Source organism: Alkalibacillus filiformis (assembly GCF_030814115.1).
Taxonomy (GTDB): Bacteria; Bacillota; Bacilli; order Bacillales; family Alkalibacillaceae; genus Alkalibacillus; species Alkalibacillus filiformis.
Map to the genome: position 1 here is coordinate 783,278 of NZ_JAUSUP010000001.1, position 16,040 is coordinate 799,317.

At 36.3% G+C, this 16,040-nt stretch carries 14 protein-coding genes; 2 read left to right on the forward strand and 12 right to left on the reverse strand.

What is annotated here, in order from left to right; genetic code table 11:
* Positions 1–11 precede the first annotated feature (11 nt).
* From prmA to gpr, 10 genes are all read right to left on the reverse strand, one after another.
* On the reverse strand, positions 12–953 hold the full coding sequence (prmA, locus tag J2R98_RS04360; RefSeq protein ID WP_307066445.1) for a 50S ribosomal protein L11 methyltransferase: 942 nt from the start codon (positions 951–953) through the stop codon (positions 12–14).
* 24 nt (positions 954–977) lie between these two features.
* Entirely contained in the window at positions 978–2,096 is a 1,119-nt protein-coding gene (dnaJ, locus tag J2R98_RS04365) for a molecular chaperone DnaJ (protein WP_307066447.1), read from the reverse strand.
* A gap of 174 nt (positions 2,097–2,270) precedes the next feature.
* Positions 2,271–4,103, reverse strand: coding sequence for a molecular chaperone DnaK (dnaK, locus tag J2R98_RS04370; protein WP_307066449.1), 1,833 nt, complete (start codon positions 4,101–4,103; stop codon positions 2,271–2,273).
* 27 nt (positions 4,104–4,130) lie between these two features.
* Positions 4,131–4,724 carry a nucleotide exchange factor GrpE gene (gene grpE / locus J2R98_RS04375; protein WP_307066452.1) on the reverse strand — a complete coding sequence of 198 codons (594 nt, stop codon included), beginning with the start codon at positions 4,722–4,724 and terminating at the stop codon, positions 4,131–4,133.
* 161 nt (positions 4,725–4,885) lie between these two features.
* Positions 4,886–5,914, reverse strand: a complete 1,029-nt coding sequence (gene hrcA / locus J2R98_RS04380) for a heat-inducible transcriptional repressor HrcA (RefSeq protein WP_307066454.1) — start codon at positions 5,912–5,914, stop codon at positions 4,886–4,888.
* A gap of 63 nt (positions 5,915–5,977) precedes the next feature.
* The gene (gene hemW, locus J2R98_RS04385; RefSeq protein WP_307066456.1) at positions 5,978–7,156 is read right to left on the reverse strand and encodes a radical SAM family heme chaperone HemW; all 1,179 of its coding nucleotides are present in this window, start codon (positions 7,154–7,156) and stop codon (positions 5,978–5,980) included.
* Between the two features lie 76 nt (positions 7,157–7,232).
* On the reverse strand, positions 7,233–9,050 hold the full coding sequence (lepA, locus tag J2R98_RS04390; protein ID WP_307066458.1) for a translation elongation factor 4: 1,818 nt from the start codon (positions 9,048–9,050) through the stop codon (positions 7,233–7,235).
* A 95-nt stretch (positions 9,051–9,145) separates the two neighbouring features.
* Positions 9,146–9,433, reverse strand: a complete 288-nt coding sequence (locus J2R98_RS04395) for a hypothetical protein (protein ID WP_307066459.1) — start codon at positions 9,431–9,433, stop codon at positions 9,146–9,148.
* An 18-nt stretch (positions 9,434–9,451) separates the two neighbouring features.
* A complete protein-coding gene (gene spoIIP / locus J2R98_RS04400; protein WP_307066461.1) occupies positions 9,452–10,564 on the reverse strand; it encodes a stage II sporulation protein P in 1,113 nt (370 codons plus the stop codon).
* Between the two features lie 68 nt (positions 10,565–10,632).
* The gene (gpr, locus tag J2R98_RS04405; RefSeq protein WP_307066463.1) at positions 10,633–11,727 is read right to left on the reverse strand and encodes a GPR endopeptidase; all 1,095 of its coding nucleotides are present in this window, start codon (positions 11,725–11,727) and stop codon (positions 10,633–10,635) included.
* 172 nt (positions 11,728–11,899) lie between these two features.
* On the opposite strand from gpr, the gene rpsT reads away from it, so the two are divergent.
* Complete coding sequence (rpsT, locus tag J2R98_RS04410; RefSeq protein ID WP_307066465.1) at positions 11,900–12,166, forward strand: 30S ribosomal protein S20; 267 nt, start codon at positions 11,900–11,902, stop codon at positions 12,164–12,166.
* 72 nt (positions 12,167–12,238) lie between these two features.
* On the opposite strand, the gene holA is transcribed toward rpsT, so the two are convergent.
* The gene (holA, locus tag J2R98_RS04415) at positions 12,239–13,273 is read right to left on the reverse strand and encodes a DNA polymerase III subunit delta (protein WP_307066467.1); all 1,035 of its coding nucleotides are present in this window, start codon (positions 13,271–13,273) and stop codon (positions 12,239–12,241) included.
* A 335-nt stretch (positions 13,274–13,608) separates the two neighbouring features.
* Between holA and J2R98_RS04420 the strand changes: the two genes are divergently transcribed.
* On the forward strand, positions 13,609–13,743 hold the full coding sequence (locus tag J2R98_RS04420) for a YqzM family protein (RefSeq protein WP_029425287.1): 135 nt from the start codon (positions 13,609–13,611) through the stop codon (positions 13,741–13,743).
* 59 nt (positions 13,744–13,802) lie between these two features.
* On the opposite strand, the gene J2R98_RS04425 is transcribed toward J2R98_RS04420, so the two are convergent.
* Positions 13,803–16,040 (reverse strand): DNA internalization-related competence protein ComEC/Rec2, encoded by a 2,238-nt coding sequence (locus J2R98_RS04425; RefSeq protein ID WP_307066470.1) that lies wholly within the window; start codon positions 16,038–16,040, stop codon positions 13,803–13,805.

A 16,040-nucleotide genomic window follows, 5' to 3' on the forward strand; every position in this document is an offset into this window, starting at 1 on the left:
TTAATCCCTCATTACTCAGGCTTCTGTGCGATGATCGAAATCCAGTCTTCCATTTGGTTTACTTCTAGTATGTTAAAACCTTTGGCTTCTAAATCATCTTTGACTAACTCTTTTTTACCTTTAATGATTCCCGAAGTAATGAAATAACCGCCAGGCTTCACTAAATTAAAAGCATCACCAGTAGTTTGTACGATAATTTCAGCTAAAATATTTGAAACAATTACATCAGCTTGTTCTGTAATCCCAACTAACAGGTCATTTTTTTCTGAAGTTACAAGTTCTTGCACTTTATTTAACTTAACGTTAATTGTAGAGCTTTTAACGGCTACTTCATCCAAGTCATATGCTCGAACGTTGTTAGCACCAAGTAATGCTGATGCAATAGAAAGAACACCTGAACCTGAGCCAACATCAATAACTTGATCACCACTTGATACATAACGCTCTAACGCTTGTAGACTAAGTACAGTTGTAGGGTGTGTACCTGTTCCAAAAGCCATACCCGGATCTAATTCAATAATAATTTCGTCACTATTAACTGGCTCATAGTCTTCCCATGTTGGTATTATTGTAATTTTTTCAGAGATTTTCACAGGTTTATAGTACTTTTTCCAAGCTGTCGCCCACTCTTCTTCATTAACTTCTGAGATCGTGACATTATTTTTCCCGATATCAATATCGAATGTCACTAAATTATTAATTGCTTCTTTTATTTCTTCAACTGTTTCCCCTAAAAAACTATTGACTGGTAAGTAAGCTTTAATATATACCCCTTCTTCAGGGTAATTGCTTGGGTCTAAGTCATAAATTGTTCCGTATAGTGTTGAACGTTCTTGGAATAAATCTTGGCGATCTTCTATAACGACACCGCTAGCACCTGACTCGTGTAAAATATTCGACACCGGTTCTACTGCTTCCGTAGTCGTATGAATTTTTATTTCAGACCATTTCACGTACCATCAACTCACTTCAATATATTATTCACCTTTAAATGCCCGTTTAAAGCGTTTAAATAAATTATCTTGTTGTTCATCTAAAGAGTCTTCACCACTTTGTTCATGGAATTCTCTTAATAATTCTTTTTGTTGATCAGTTAAGTTTTTAGGAACCATCACTTTAACTAAAATATGCTGATCACCTTGACCGTAACCGTGAACATTTGGTGCACCTTTACCTTTTAATCTAAAATGTGTACCTGTTTGTGTTCCAGCTGGTATTTTTAATTTAACACGTCCGTGTACAGTTGGAACTTCAAGTTCATCACCTAAAGCTGCTTGTGTAAAAGTAATTGGAATTTCACACAAAATGTCGTCTCCATCACGTTCAAAGAACTCATGTCGCTTAACACGTACAACGACAAATAGATCGCCTGGAGGACCTCCATTTTCTCCTGGACCACCTTGACCAGAAACTCTAATTTGCTGGCCGTCTTCTATACCACCAGGAATTCGAATATCAATGTTTTTGCGTCTTTTTACATTTCCTGCGCCACCACATGTAGAACATTTATCTTCTACGAATTGGCCTGTTCCTGAACAATGGTTACAAACTCTTCTATTAACTACACGTCCAAACGGTGTATTTTGTTCAACATTCATTTGTCCTGCACCATTACAATGTGAACAAGTCGTCACATTAGACCCAGGCTTCGCACCTGAACCATCACATGTTTCACACGATTCTTCTTTCGGAATATAAATAGTCGTTTCTTTACCAAATACAGCTTCTTCAAAATCAATTTCCATTGTATATTGAAGGTCTTGACCTTGTCTTGGTGCGTTAGGGTCTCTACGCCCTCCGCCACCGAAGAACATATCAAAAATATCACCAAAGTCGCCGAAGCCTTCAGCTCCACCACCAAATCCTTGGCCTTGCTGTGCTCCTGCGTGACCAAACCGATCATATTGTTGACGTTTTTGATCACTGCTTAGCGTTTCATAAGCTTCTTTTACTTCTTTAAATTTATCACCAGCGTTTTCTTCCTCGCTAACGTCTGGGTGATACTGTCTTGCTAATTTTCTATAAGCTTTTTTAATTTCATCTTTTGAGGCATCTTTTGATACACCTAATACCTCATAATAGTCTCGTTTACTCAATTGAAGACCACACTCCCGTATCTTCTCGCATAAAGTTTATCATAACATTTTTATTATATTAACTGCAATTATCCACAAATAGTTAAACCCATTTCAGAACTCATAAAGAAAGCCAAAGCCAAGGGTAAGATATTCTTGACTTTGACTTTGAACTTAAAAGCAGTTTAATCAGACTTACTTCTTCTGATCGTCTTCGTTAACTTCTTCATACTCAGCATCTACAACATTGTCATCTTCTGACTGGCCTTCGCCACCTTCTTGTGCTTGCTGAGCTTGTTGTTGAGCTTGCTCATACATTTTAACTGATAAGTTTTGAACTTCTTGTTCTAAAGCTTCTTTCTTTTCTTTAATTGCATCTAAGTCTTCGCCTTCTAATGCCGTTTGAAGCTCTTCTTTTGCTGTTTCAGCTTTTTGCTTTTCTTCTTCAGTGACAGCTTCACCAAGGTCACCAATTGTCTTATCTGTTGTGAAAATTAACTGGTCAGCTTCGTTACGAAGTTCAACTTCTTCACGACGCTTCTTATCCTCTTCAGCATTTTCTTCAGCTTGCTTAACCATTTCTTCTACTTCTTCTTCTGATAGACCTGAAGAAGACTTAATAGTAATAGATTGTTCTTTATTCGTACCTAAGTCTTTTGCACTTACGTTTACGATACCATTCGCATCAATGTCGAACTTAACTTCGATTTGTGGTACTCCACGTGGTGCTGGTGGAATGTCTGTTAACTGGAAGCGACCCAACGTTTTGTTATCCGCTGCCATTTCACGTTCACCTTGTAATACGTGAATATCAACAGATGGTTGGTTATCAGCCGCCGTCGAGAATACTTGTGATTGACTAGTTGGGATCGTTGTATTACGTTCGATTAATTTCGTAGACACGCCACCCATTGTTTCAATACCTAATGATAGTGGTGTTACGTCTAGAAGGACAACGTCTTTAACATCACCTTGTAGTACTCCACCTTGAATCGCAGCACCTAGAGCTACTACTTCATCAGGGTTAACACCTTTTGAAGGATCTTTTCCAATTTCTTTTTGGATTGCTTCTTGTACTGCTGGAATACGTGTTGAACCACCTACTAGAATTGCTTGATCAATTTCAGATGGTGACATATCAGCATCTTTAAGAGCACGACGAGTAGGCCCCATTGTACGCTCTACTAGTTCTGAAGCTACTTCTTCAAACTTAGCACGAGTTAAATTCATCTCTAAGTGAAGTGGACCAGCATCTCCAGCTGTAATGAATGGTAGTGAGATTTGTGTTTGCGCTACACCTGATAAGTCTTTTTTAGCTTTTTCAGCCGCTTCTTTTAAGCGCTGTAAAGCCATCTTATCTTGTGATAAGTCAATTCCATTTTCTTTTTTGAACTCTGCAACCATATGGTCAATAATTACTTGGTCAAAGTCATCACCACCAAGTTTATTGTCACCTGCAGTCGCAACTACTTCAAATGTTCCTTCACCAATGTCTAAAATGGATACGTCAAATGTACCACCACCAAGGTCATATACTAATACTGTTTGATCTTGGTCTTGATCAATACCATATGCTAAAGCAGCTGCAGTTGGTTCGTTAATGATACGCTCAACTTCTAAACCTGCAATTTTACCAGCATCTTTAGTTGCTTGACGCTCTGAGTCGTTGAAGTAAGCTGGAACTGTAATAACAGCTTTTGATACTTCTTCGCCTAGGTAATCTTCTGCATATGATTTAATATGTTGTAAGATAATAGCTGAAACTTCTTGAGGTGTGTACTCTTTACCTTCAATTTCAACCTTATAATCTGTACCCATATGACGTTTAACTGATTGAATTGTATTAGGGTTTGTGATTGCTTGGCGTTTAGCCACTTCACCAACCTGGCGTTCACCATTTTTAAATGCTACAACTGATGGTGTTGTACGATTACCTTCAGGGTTAGGAATAACTTTTGATTCGCCACCCTCCATTACTGCTACACATGAGTTTGTTGTACCTAAGTCAATACCAATAATTTTACTCATAAGTAAGCTCCTCCTTTTATATCCTTTTTATTCGTTTACTTTAACCATAGCTGGTCTAATAACGCGATCTTTTAGTTGATATCCTTTTTGTAATACTTCAATTACTTGATTAGATTCATAACCTTCTTCACTAACCTGCATGACAGCTTGGTGTTTTTGTGGATCAAATTGAACACCATCTGCTTCAACTTCCTCAATTCCATGTTGCTCTAAAGCTTGCCTAAATTGGTTATATACCATTTCCAATCCTTCAGCAAATGAATTCGTGCTTTCATCATTAACTTCTACTTGTAAAGCACGTTCAAAGTTATCAAGAACAGGAATTAAGTCGTTTGCTATGTCTTGAGATTTATACTTTAAGTCAGCTTCTTTCTCTTTCTTTGTACGACGGCGGAAGTTATCGAAATCAGCTTGAAGTCTTGCTAACTTATCTTGCAAGGCCTCTTTCTCTTGTTTGATTTCTTCAAGTTCAGATAGTTGTTCATCTGCTTCGCCTTCAACTTCATCTGAATGTTGCTCGACCGTCTCATCATTAACAGAGTCTGACTCTTGATCTTCCATATATTCATCATTTACTACATCTTCTGTTAAATCTTCATGACCTTTGTTTTGTTCATTCATTACTGTCACCCCCTACTCATACGTTTCTTTCACCAATTGTTAAATATATCATTTTAATTGTTAAAACAAAACCCTGACGCTAAATAAACTTGGCAAATTTGTAGAAATTCGCCAAGTCATTAGCAAAGGTTCACAAACCTAGAAACATTGTTCCCTCATTTTTAATCATTAAACCATCTATAAAGTGATTGGCTCATATGATTAGACCATAAATCTAACAATGACACAGCTTTAGCATATTCCATTCGTGTTGGTCCGAGTAATGCAATAGTACCTATTTGGTTTTCACCTAAAGTATAGGTAGCTGTGATGAGTGTGCAATTGTTCATCACTTCCATTTCATTTTCATGACCGATTGAAATTTTTAATCCTTCTTGGTTAGTTTTTAAGATCGGGGCGATTTGGTCTTCACTCTCCATTACATTAAATAAAGAGCGTGCCTTTTCAATATCATTAAATTCTGGTTGCATTAATATATTTGATTTACCACTGACATATAAACTAGTCGTTTGATGGTTAAACAAAGCTTTCTGTATTAAGTCATATGACTTTTGGAAGTTTGAAGTATACCGATTGATTAAGTCGATCACTTCAGTTTCAATCATTCGATCTAAATAAATGATTGGCACACCCACTAACTTCTCATTTAATATATTGACAACCTTTTCTAAATCAGAGTGATCGATTTCTGATGGGACAGCAAATGAGCGATGCTCCACATGACCAGTATCGGTTACTAAGATCGCAATAGCTGACTGTTTATTAATGGGAACAATTTGCAACTGCTTAAGCTTTGTTTCATACACCTCTGGCCCAAGTACTAACGTTGTGTACTGTGTTAGCTCTGATAAGATATGAGCAGAGTTTTGCATGACTTTTTCCATCTCAATCATTCGATCATCAAATTGAGATTGAACTAGACGCACTTCATCACTTGATAACTGTAGTGGCGACATCATATGATCAACATAAAATCGATATCCCTTTTCTGAAGGAATACGACCTGATGAACTATGTGTCTTCGAAAGAAAACCTTCATCCTCCAAATCGGCCATGTCATTGCGAATGGTAGCTGGGCTGTATGCAACATCTTCTCTTTTCGCAATGTTTCGCGAACCAATTGGCTGTGCTGTCTCAATAAATTCATCAATAATAACTTTCAAAACCAATGCTTGACGTTCTGTAAGCATATGCATCACCCCTGTTAGCACTCACCTTTAACGAGTGCTAATTCTATTTATAAATTATCAAAATCATGAATGACTGTCAATTGGAAACTTCTTATTCCAAACATCATCATTTATAAGAAATGAGGCAAAAACATCATTACCGAACAACATACCGTCATGAGTCATTGAAATCGTATCTCCACGCTGTACGATCCACTCCTTGTTAACTAAATAATCAATCTCCTCTTGATAAAGGTCAAAGAAAGAAAAACGGTATCGTTCTTTGAAATGGTGATCCGACACTCCAGATTTCCTACGTAACCCTAAAAACATCTCTTCTTCTACTTGTTCTTTTAATGTGACTATCTCTGAATGTAAAACAGGTTTTAAACCTTGTTTGATTCGATCTTCATAATGATTAACGGGTCTTAAATTGACATAACGCTCACCATTTAAGTAACCATGTGCACCTGCACCAAAAGCATAATATGGCACATTATCCCAATATGTTAAATTGTGTTTACTTTCATAACCAGGCTTTGAAAAATTACTTACTTCATAATGCTGCAACCCTTGTTCTTCCATAAGGTTAACTAAAGAATGGAACATTTGTGCTTCAACTTCTTCTTTCGGTTTTGATAGTTTCCCTTTTTGATACCGCATATAAAAAACGGTTTTAGGCTCAATTTGTAATGCATATGAAGAATAGTGTGGTAAATCAAAAGATAAAGCTTTCTTTAGCGTTGTTTCAAAATGTTCCAACGTTTGACTCGGTAAGGCATAAATAAAGTCCATGCTAATGTTAGTTAATCCATATTGTTGTAACAATTGTACCGAGCGTTCAACATCATCAACAGTATGAATTCGGTTCATTTCTTTTAGGTAGTCATTGTCTAAAACTTGTACCCCTAATGAAACACGATTAATCCCATATTGAGCCATCAACTTCACATGCCCTTCATGAAACTCCCCAGGGTTTGCTTCAATCGTGAACTCTTCAACCTTTTCAATGTTAAAGTAGTTCGAAATGGTTTGGAAAAGCTTCTCTAATTGATTCTCGTTCAAACTAGTTGGCGTCCCTCCACCAATATAGATCGTTCTGACCGAAACAGGTTCATCTTTTATATACATACTTATCTCTTCATTTAAAGAGTTTAAGTACGAATCAGCAATCCCTTCATGATAATACATCTTCGCAAAATCACAGTAATGACATATTTCATGACAAAACGGAATGTGTATATAAACAGCTTGTACACTCATATAATCCCTTCTCTCACTAAAATCATTCTTTTAAACAGATAAAAGGGCAGACCTTAATCGGCCGGCCCTTTTTAAATTAATTTTGGTCATCATCCATCTCTAATACTGACATAAAGGCTTCTTGAGGCACTTCCACTTTTCCTACCATCTTCATACGTTGTTTACCTTCTTTTTGCTTCTCTAACAACTTACGTTTACGAGTAATGTCACCCCCGTAACATTTTGATAGAACGTTTTTACGCATAGCCTTAATTGTCGTACGAGCAATAATTTTATTACCAATTGCTGCTTGAACAGGTACTTCAAACTGCTGTCTTGGAATTAAATTTTTTAGCTTTTCTGCTATTTGCTTTCCTCGATGGTAAGCGAAGTCTCGATGCACAATAAATGATAACGCATCAATCGTTTCACCATTTAATAGAATATCCATTTTAACTAAGTCAGAAGGTTTATAACCACTTAACTCATAATCAAAAGATGCATATCCTTTTGTCTGTGATTTCAATCGATCAAAGAAATCATATACAATCTCTGATAGCGGAATATCATATACAATGTTGACACGGTTTTCATCCATATACTGCATATCAGAATACTCGCCACGTTTCTTTTGACAGATTTCCATAACAGGACCAACATATTCGTTTGGGACCATAACAGATGCTGTTACAAATGGTTCGCGGACTTCTTTAATTTGCTGAGTCTCAGGCATAAGTGATGGGTTTTCAATTTCAATTACTTCATCATCACTCATCTCAACTTCATAAATTACACTAGGTGCTGTCGTAATCAGTTGAATATTAAATTCACGCTCGATACGCTCTTGAATAATCTCCATGTGTAATAGTCCTAGAAATCCACAACGGAAGCCAAACCCTAATGCTTGAGACGTTTCTGCTTCATACTGCAATGATGAGTCATTTAATTCTAGGCGTTCTAAAGCATCACGTAAATCGTTATAGTCATCAGCACTTACAGGGAACAGCCCACAATATACCATAGGGTTTAGACGACGATAACCTGGCAATGGCTCATCAGCTGGGTTCTTAGCTAATGTAATAGTATCACCAACACGAGTATGTTTAACATTTTTAATAGAAGCTGTTAAAAAGCCAACGTCACCTACAGATAACTCTTTCTTTTTCACTGGATTAGGTGTGAAAACGCCTAACTCATTAATTTCAAATTCTTTATCAGTTTGCATCATCTTAATCTTATCGCCAATTTTAAGGGAACCTTCTTTAATACATGTATACGCTATGACACCACGGTAAGAGTCATACAAGGAATCAAAGATCAACGCTTTTGTTGGGTCTTCTTGATTACCTTCAGGTGCTGGGATGTCTGTGACAATACGTTCCATAATTTCGTCAATCCCTTTACCATCTTTAGCTGAAGCTAAAATGGCTTCATCACCATCGATGCCAATGACGTCTTCGATTTCTTGTTTAACTCGATCCACATCTGCACTTGGTAGATCAATCTTATTAATGACTGGAATAATTTCTAAATCATTATCAAGCGCTAAATAGACGTTCGCTAACGTTTGAGCTTCTATCCCCTGAGCAGCGTCTACAACTAAAATAGCCCCTTCACAAGCTGCTAAGCTACGTGATACTTCATATGTAAAGTCGACGTGGCCTGGGGTGTCAATTAAATGAAAGATATAATCTTCCCCGTCACTTGCTTCGTACTCAAGCTGCACAGAATTTAGTTTAATCGTAATTCCACGTTCACGTTCCAAATCCATCGCATCTAAGTACTGATCTTTCATCTCACGGTCTGTTAATGCTTTCGTTTTTTCTAGTATTCGATCCGCTAAAGTCGACTTTCCATGGTCGATATGAGCTATAATCGAGAAATTTCGAATGTTTTCTTGTCTTTTATTAGTCAAAATTTACCACTCCTGTCACGTCCATTCGCTAGCTCGATTATAGCAATACCGAGCATTTTATTCAATTATAGTTACATCGATTTATTAAATATCTATCATAAACCAAAGGTCGCGGCTAACCTATGAAAGATATGAAATAGAAAAGTAAAGATATTTTTAACATAAGTTTCAATTACAGAAGCAATAGAATAAAGCCCCGTTTGATTTTCTTTTATTTCTTGGTCTTGAATAATTCGCTCATGCCTTTCTGAGAAGGAGTCTGTTTCTTGCTCTGCCAATTGTTCTTCTTGTTGAATTACTGCAACTTGATCCTCTGTTTGGCCAAACTCTACACCCAACTGAAAAATGATAAATATAACAACTGCCCATCCGATTAATCTCAAGAAATCCAACCCCTTCCTTTAATTATTTTGATTTTGATAATATTCAGCAAAGACCTCTGCAAATTTTTCAAGACTACGGTTTAACTCTTCAAAGTTGTTATCTACTCCACCAACTTCTAATAAAATTTTCTGATCATCTATATCTTGGTTAAACACCCCATTTGTTCTTGGACCTTGCTTAACTTCAACACCTCGACTCAAGGTTGGGTACCTTTCTTCTAACATTTGATGTAATTCAGCTGCGAATCGTAAGTTCCCATCGTAGTTTTCATGGTTACCTCCAACGATAAACATTAGTTTGGCAACTGACTGTCCATTAATCTCGGTTGTTGTAATGTGATGTGGTTGAGCATCACGGTGTATGTCGACAAAATACTCTATATCATCATTCTCTTCAATTGATTGCTCTAATACTCGTCTTGCTACGTTATATGAATCAGCATAAGCTAAATCTTCTTGCTGTAGTACTTGGTAATGATCGGTTTGATCAACATGTGATTCTATACCATACTCACCTAACATACGTTGGAGGTTAAGACTTAAATCAACAACGTTCTCTGTATGACTAAAGGCTTCATGAGCACTCGTCCCTTCGTCCATGTATGGTAGAAAGGCTTCTCTGTTATGTGCATTATAAATAAAAACAGATTGGTTTTCGTAATCCTCTACCTGGCGTTCTTCATTGACTTCCACTTCGTCTTCCGCTTCAAAAATGTACTCTGGTGGGGCTGATTCAATTGAAGTTGTAAAATAGTTCGTCCCACTTCCAGCGATAACAATTGTGCTATCTTGACCAGGAAAATTTGGCAATTCGTGACCAAACAACATTCTTAAATCTTGATAAGGTAAATCTGTAATGGCAGGTATAATCACGCTCGAAAATGTTAACGGTTCTTCTTGTTGGTCCAATACACCCGACATTATGGGTTGGTCTACTGTCATTAAATACGAAAAAGAAGCACCATCGATTTCATTCACCCAGCCTTGAAGAATGTTCGTTGATGCTTCTGAGAAGTTTTTGGAGAATAAAGGAATTAACATCCATACACATAAAAATAAAATGATAAACATGAGAAACGGGTTTCGTTTTAATTGTTTAACTTTGTTATGATTAAAATTAAGTTTATTCATGACCTTTTCAACCCTTCTATTAAAGTTCTATTAAAACTTTATTCAAATAGTTGAAAAGGTAGAACTAATTAATTAAGAAAATCTCGAACGTTTTCTTGTTTAATATGTGAGTGCAAGCCTTGGTTTATGCCAGATGCAACGAGTTTACTCATGTGATCAATAACATCGTCAACTTCTTTAGGCGTTACCATTAAGTTATGACCAATTGGGCTTAATACTTCACGGATTAATTGTCTTTTTTCATCTTCTGACAGTGATCCGACTACACCTAAGTATTTTTCTTTCGATTCGTCATCTGGTAAATCTTTATCTGTCAGTTCTACTCGTTCACCAAATGTCATACCTACAGGTGTTAGCGCTTTACTCGCCTGATCACCCTCTCGCATTTCTCTACCGAAGTGTTTCAAAATATAATCAATCGTATCTGCTGTGATTGTAACGGCATCGACTACTGTTGGAATCCCGATTGAGAAAACAGGTACTTCTAACGTTTTTTCACTCACTTCTTTACGATCATTACCTACACCTGAACCTGGATGAATGCCCGTGTCAGATAATTGAACAGTTGTATTAACCCGATCAACTGACCTAGCTGCCAAAGCATCAATGACAATAATAAAATCAGGCTTCGTCTCTTTAACCGCACCAAAAATTAAATCACTCGTTTCAATTCCGGTAAGTCCCATCACACCTGGTGTGAAAGCTGAGACAGGTCTAAAGCCTTTCTCGACTGTTTCTGGTTGTAACTTGAATAAATGTTGAGTAATATACGCTTTTTTTAAAGCTTGTGGCCCTAACGCATCAGGCGTTACATAATCATTACCCAATCCAACAATTAAGCAATTCGCATCTGGGTGGATATCATGCATTTTAATTAATCTTTCAATTTCTGCACCTAAAATTGTTGCAATTTTCTTCTCAAACTTATAATCCAGATCTCTTAACTTTTGTGATTCAATGGTAATGTAATGTCCTGCACTTTTCCCGACACGTTCACTACCTTCTTCATCAATTTTTACCCTTGTTAGCTTAACATCCTCTTCTTGGTATTCCTTTATAATAATGCCATCTAGTTCTTCCTTTTTATCAGGGTTTCTCTCTATAAACATTTCCCTTGCTTCTACTGCTAAGTCAGTACGTGGTCCAACAAATTTTTCTGTCATTTTCATACCTCCTATCTAAAATTAGCGTTTCCAATATGTTATAATTTAAACGACAAGCGAGGCTTCTTGACACCAAACTATTGAAAACTAGTCAGTGCTTTGATAAAATGACTTTTGTCCAAGATAGAAACGAACTATTGTATAGGACAGATTCATCAGGAGGTGAAAGGAAATGGCAAATAACCCACAAGCGGTAAAACGAATTCGTGTAAACCAAGATAAGCGTGAGCGTAACCAAATTGTACGTTCAGATATGCGCAGTGCTGTTAAGAGTGTTGAAACAGCAGTTAAGCAAAACGATGCTTCTGCAGCACAAGATCTTCTAAAAACAGCAGTAAGCAAAATCGACAAAGCTGTTCAACGTGGCATTGTTCATAAAAATAACGGTGACCGTAAGAAGAGTAGCTTAACAACTAAAGTTAACAAAATTGCTAACTAATTAATTTTTAATGAAAAAGGCTGTCCCCACAAAGTCATGTAATTGACTTATGGGAACAGCCTTTTTTTTGAGCTACCTTGTTGTAGACAAATTTAGTTGGGTAGAAATCACTTTTAAATACATTTCTAACGCTAACCATTTATCCATCTGGCCTGTCTTTAACTTCTCGTCAGTGTTAGTACCTTCAATAATAATTTGTTTCAGTGCATCTTCCGAGAAAAACCGCTCCCGTTTAGAAGCCATCTTCACAGCATAAGGATGTGCTTTAATTTGCTTAGCCATATGTTGCTGTTGGTACCCTTTTTTCTTCAACAGTTTACATTGCAAGATTAACCGAACTTGTGAAGTGACAAGTGCTAGCAATGCTATTGGTTCTTCGTTCTGTTTCTTTAATTCCTTTAAAATGTTCAAGGCTTGTCCTAGTTGATTTTGCACCAAAGCGTCAATTAGTGAAAAGGAACTGGTTTCTGCATATGTACTAATTAACTGCTCAGCCTCATGAACTGTTACCTCTTGCTCTCCAAAATAAAGAGACAACTTAATTAATTCCTTTTGTAAAGCATCTAAATGATCACCAATACGTTCTGTCATTAATTCGATCACTTCATTTGAAAGACTTAAATTGTGTTGTTTTGCCATCGTTTTTAACATGTCTTGCATATCGTTAACACTAGGCGGTGAACAATCCACTAATTCGCTATGCTCTTTTATGGTTTTAACGATCTTTTTGCGTTGGTCTAATTTTTCATAAGGGGCAACAATAATGAACGTTGAGAAATCAGTTGGTTGGCTTATATATTCTTCTAATGCATTAATATCATGCTCTATATCGCTCTTCGTTTGGCCAGTTAAAAAGCTCGCCCGATTAACTACGACAATCTTATGTTCACTGAAGAATGGGAATGTTTCTACATCGTGAATGGCTTCTTGAACTGTTACAGTTTCCATATCATAAGTTTGGATATCAGGTTCTGGATCTTTATTCTTTTTGACTGATTCAATTATCCGTTCTTTTACTTTTTGTATAAAATATGGTTCCTCACCAAACAATAAATATATAGGTGAAACATGTTTTATGTTTTGCTTAATTAATTGTTGTGCATGCATGAATTGTCCTCCTTCTTGTTTTATCGTATACTGATTTTAAGAAAATCACAAGACAACATAGACATTTCGATTTGCGTACACAAAAATTTAAAGAGAGGAACCAATTTCGGCTCCTCCCAGTATCTATATAAACGCTAAAAACAAATCCCCGGGAAGTTTTGTCTTTAGCGACGTTTGGTGTTATACTTATTGTGTGTATAAACAAATTGTTTATGGCTGTTAAGTCTTTACAATTAACGTGATCGTGGTTTTCCACAACTTTTTGACATTCATCAAAAAATATAGATTTTTTTGATCGAATCGCTTATACTGATAGTGATTTAGGAGGGATGGTTGTGAACGAATTCGAACAGGATGTACAGTCCAAAAACAATGATGTAGTTGATTCCATTAAAGGTTTTGGCTTCTCGTTCATTTTCTTCTTTACAATCTTTGCAATTGGTACGATTTTCACACTGTTTGCAAACTAATTGAATGATCGTGTCATGTAGGAAGGGGCTAATTATTTAGTCCCTTTTTCTATTTTATATTATGGAATAAATGGCTTTATCGTACCTTGTCCACCTTCAATTTTAACCTTAATAGCTCCATGCTCATCCGTTCTATAAACTTCATACCCTTCTGTTAACAACCGTTCATAAACTAAAGGGGTTGGATGGTTGTATCGATTATTTCGTCCGGCTGAAATAATCGCAACTTCAGCGCCTACAGCATTTAAAAATTCCTTATTAGAAGAAGTATCACTTCCATGATGGGCGATTTTTAGTAAGTCCACTTCACTTAAGTCATATCTTCGAGCAACATCAACCTCTACTGATTCATAAGTATCACCAGTAAATAAGGTTTGGTGACCGTCATACTCTAAAATAAACACATTAGAACGTTCATTTTCACTTTTCAAAAGGAACTCATCGGAATTTGCCGGTGCCATTACAAACATTTTCGCACCTGCTAACTCAAGGTTGACACCTTCATAAATCGGGATCAATTGCTCCATGCTTTCTTCATCTAAGTATTCTTGTTCCTCTATAAACGGGTGTGAAAATATATAGTTCGGGTTAAACTCATCGATTAGTAACTGAGCAGATGCAACGTGATCAAAATCAAAATGGCTAATAAATAACGCATCAATGTTACGAATCCCATTAGACCATAAATAAGGTTTTATTATACTTGTATAGTTGCGATCATGATCGCCATCAAAAGGATAGATGACTTCTTCACCTACATCGACTACAAATACCCCTCGTCTATTTGGAAGTTCAATAACAATTGCTTCTGCTTGCCCGACATCGAGCATCGTTATTTTGTAAGTTGAATCAAAAAATGTAGCGTATTGCTCGATAAAAAACACACTGATCGCCAGACTGCCAAATAAAGCGGCTGCTTTCAATTTGTTTAAACCCCACGCTCGCATCATTAAAAGTAAGAATAAATAAAACGTAACAACTGTTATTAAGCTTACTTCTCCAACGATCCATATCGCTAAATCTGGCTCGCCAAAGCGTACAACCATTGAATGAACAACTTCTTGAACATTCAAGTATACTATTTCAATTAATTTAGACACATTGTAAGGAAATATAACCGCTACTACTAAAACCAAACTTACAGGTATAGCGAAGAAAGTGTAATAAGGAACAAATATTAAATTTGCTAAAAATGATAATACATTTGTGAAGTAGAAATGTTCAAATTGAATGGGTAAAATCGCTAATTGACTAATTAAACTAACTTTCAAAGAAATTAGCAACCAATGATCACGCTTCAAGAAGTTTTTAGACAAGACTAAGGATAATGTAACGATGAATGAAAACTGAAAGGCAAGCTGGTATACCAAGTAGGGGTCAAACCATAAAATTAATAATAGGACTACGGAAATGACATCTGTTGTATCCAACCTTTTATGAAACATTGAACCAAGTAAAATGATTAGAGCCATGAACCCAGCTCTTAAAACGGGCGGGTTAGCACCTGCTATCACGATATAAAATGGGATTATAACTATTATGAACCACTTTATAGACTCATTTGGAAGTTTGAATATATAGTGTGAAATTACATATAAAAATCCGATAAAAAAACCGACATGTAAACCTGATATCGCTAATAGATGGGATATGTTCCAAAATTGAAAAGCATTCAAAACTTCATCTGAAATATAAGAACGATCACCGAAGATTAATGCCTTTAACCAAGCAATTGTTTGATCAGTATAGTGTGTTTCTAATTGTGCAACTAAAAAATGCCTTACGGAAAATAGGTATGACAAAATCGAAGCAGAATGACAGTCAGATATTTGAGGGTTGTAAGATAGACCGATTACTCCTTGTTTCTTTAGAAACTCGCTGTAATCAAATTGACCTGGATTTGTAGCTGGTCGAGGAGGAACAATTTGCCCTTTTAACTTACAAGTTGATCCATACTTAAGAATTGGAGAGTCATCATTAAAACGTGCTTGAACCTTATAACCTTGTTCCAGCTCCAATGTATATTGTCTATAATAATCCGTTTCGTCTACATCTGAAACAACCCGCACCTCACCCTCATAATGTTGTTCACTGTCTATTACAAATAAGTTTTCAGCCTTTGGGGAATGTAATGAGGAGATCATAAAGAAGGTAATAGATAAAGCCAACAACAGTTGTCGCTGTTTTAGATAAGAAAAAAATAAATATATACATAAAACTAACAATATAAAACTAATCGTTGTTGGCAAATATCCAATTAAGTAGAAGAAGACGAGTATATAAAATTTTCCTCGCAT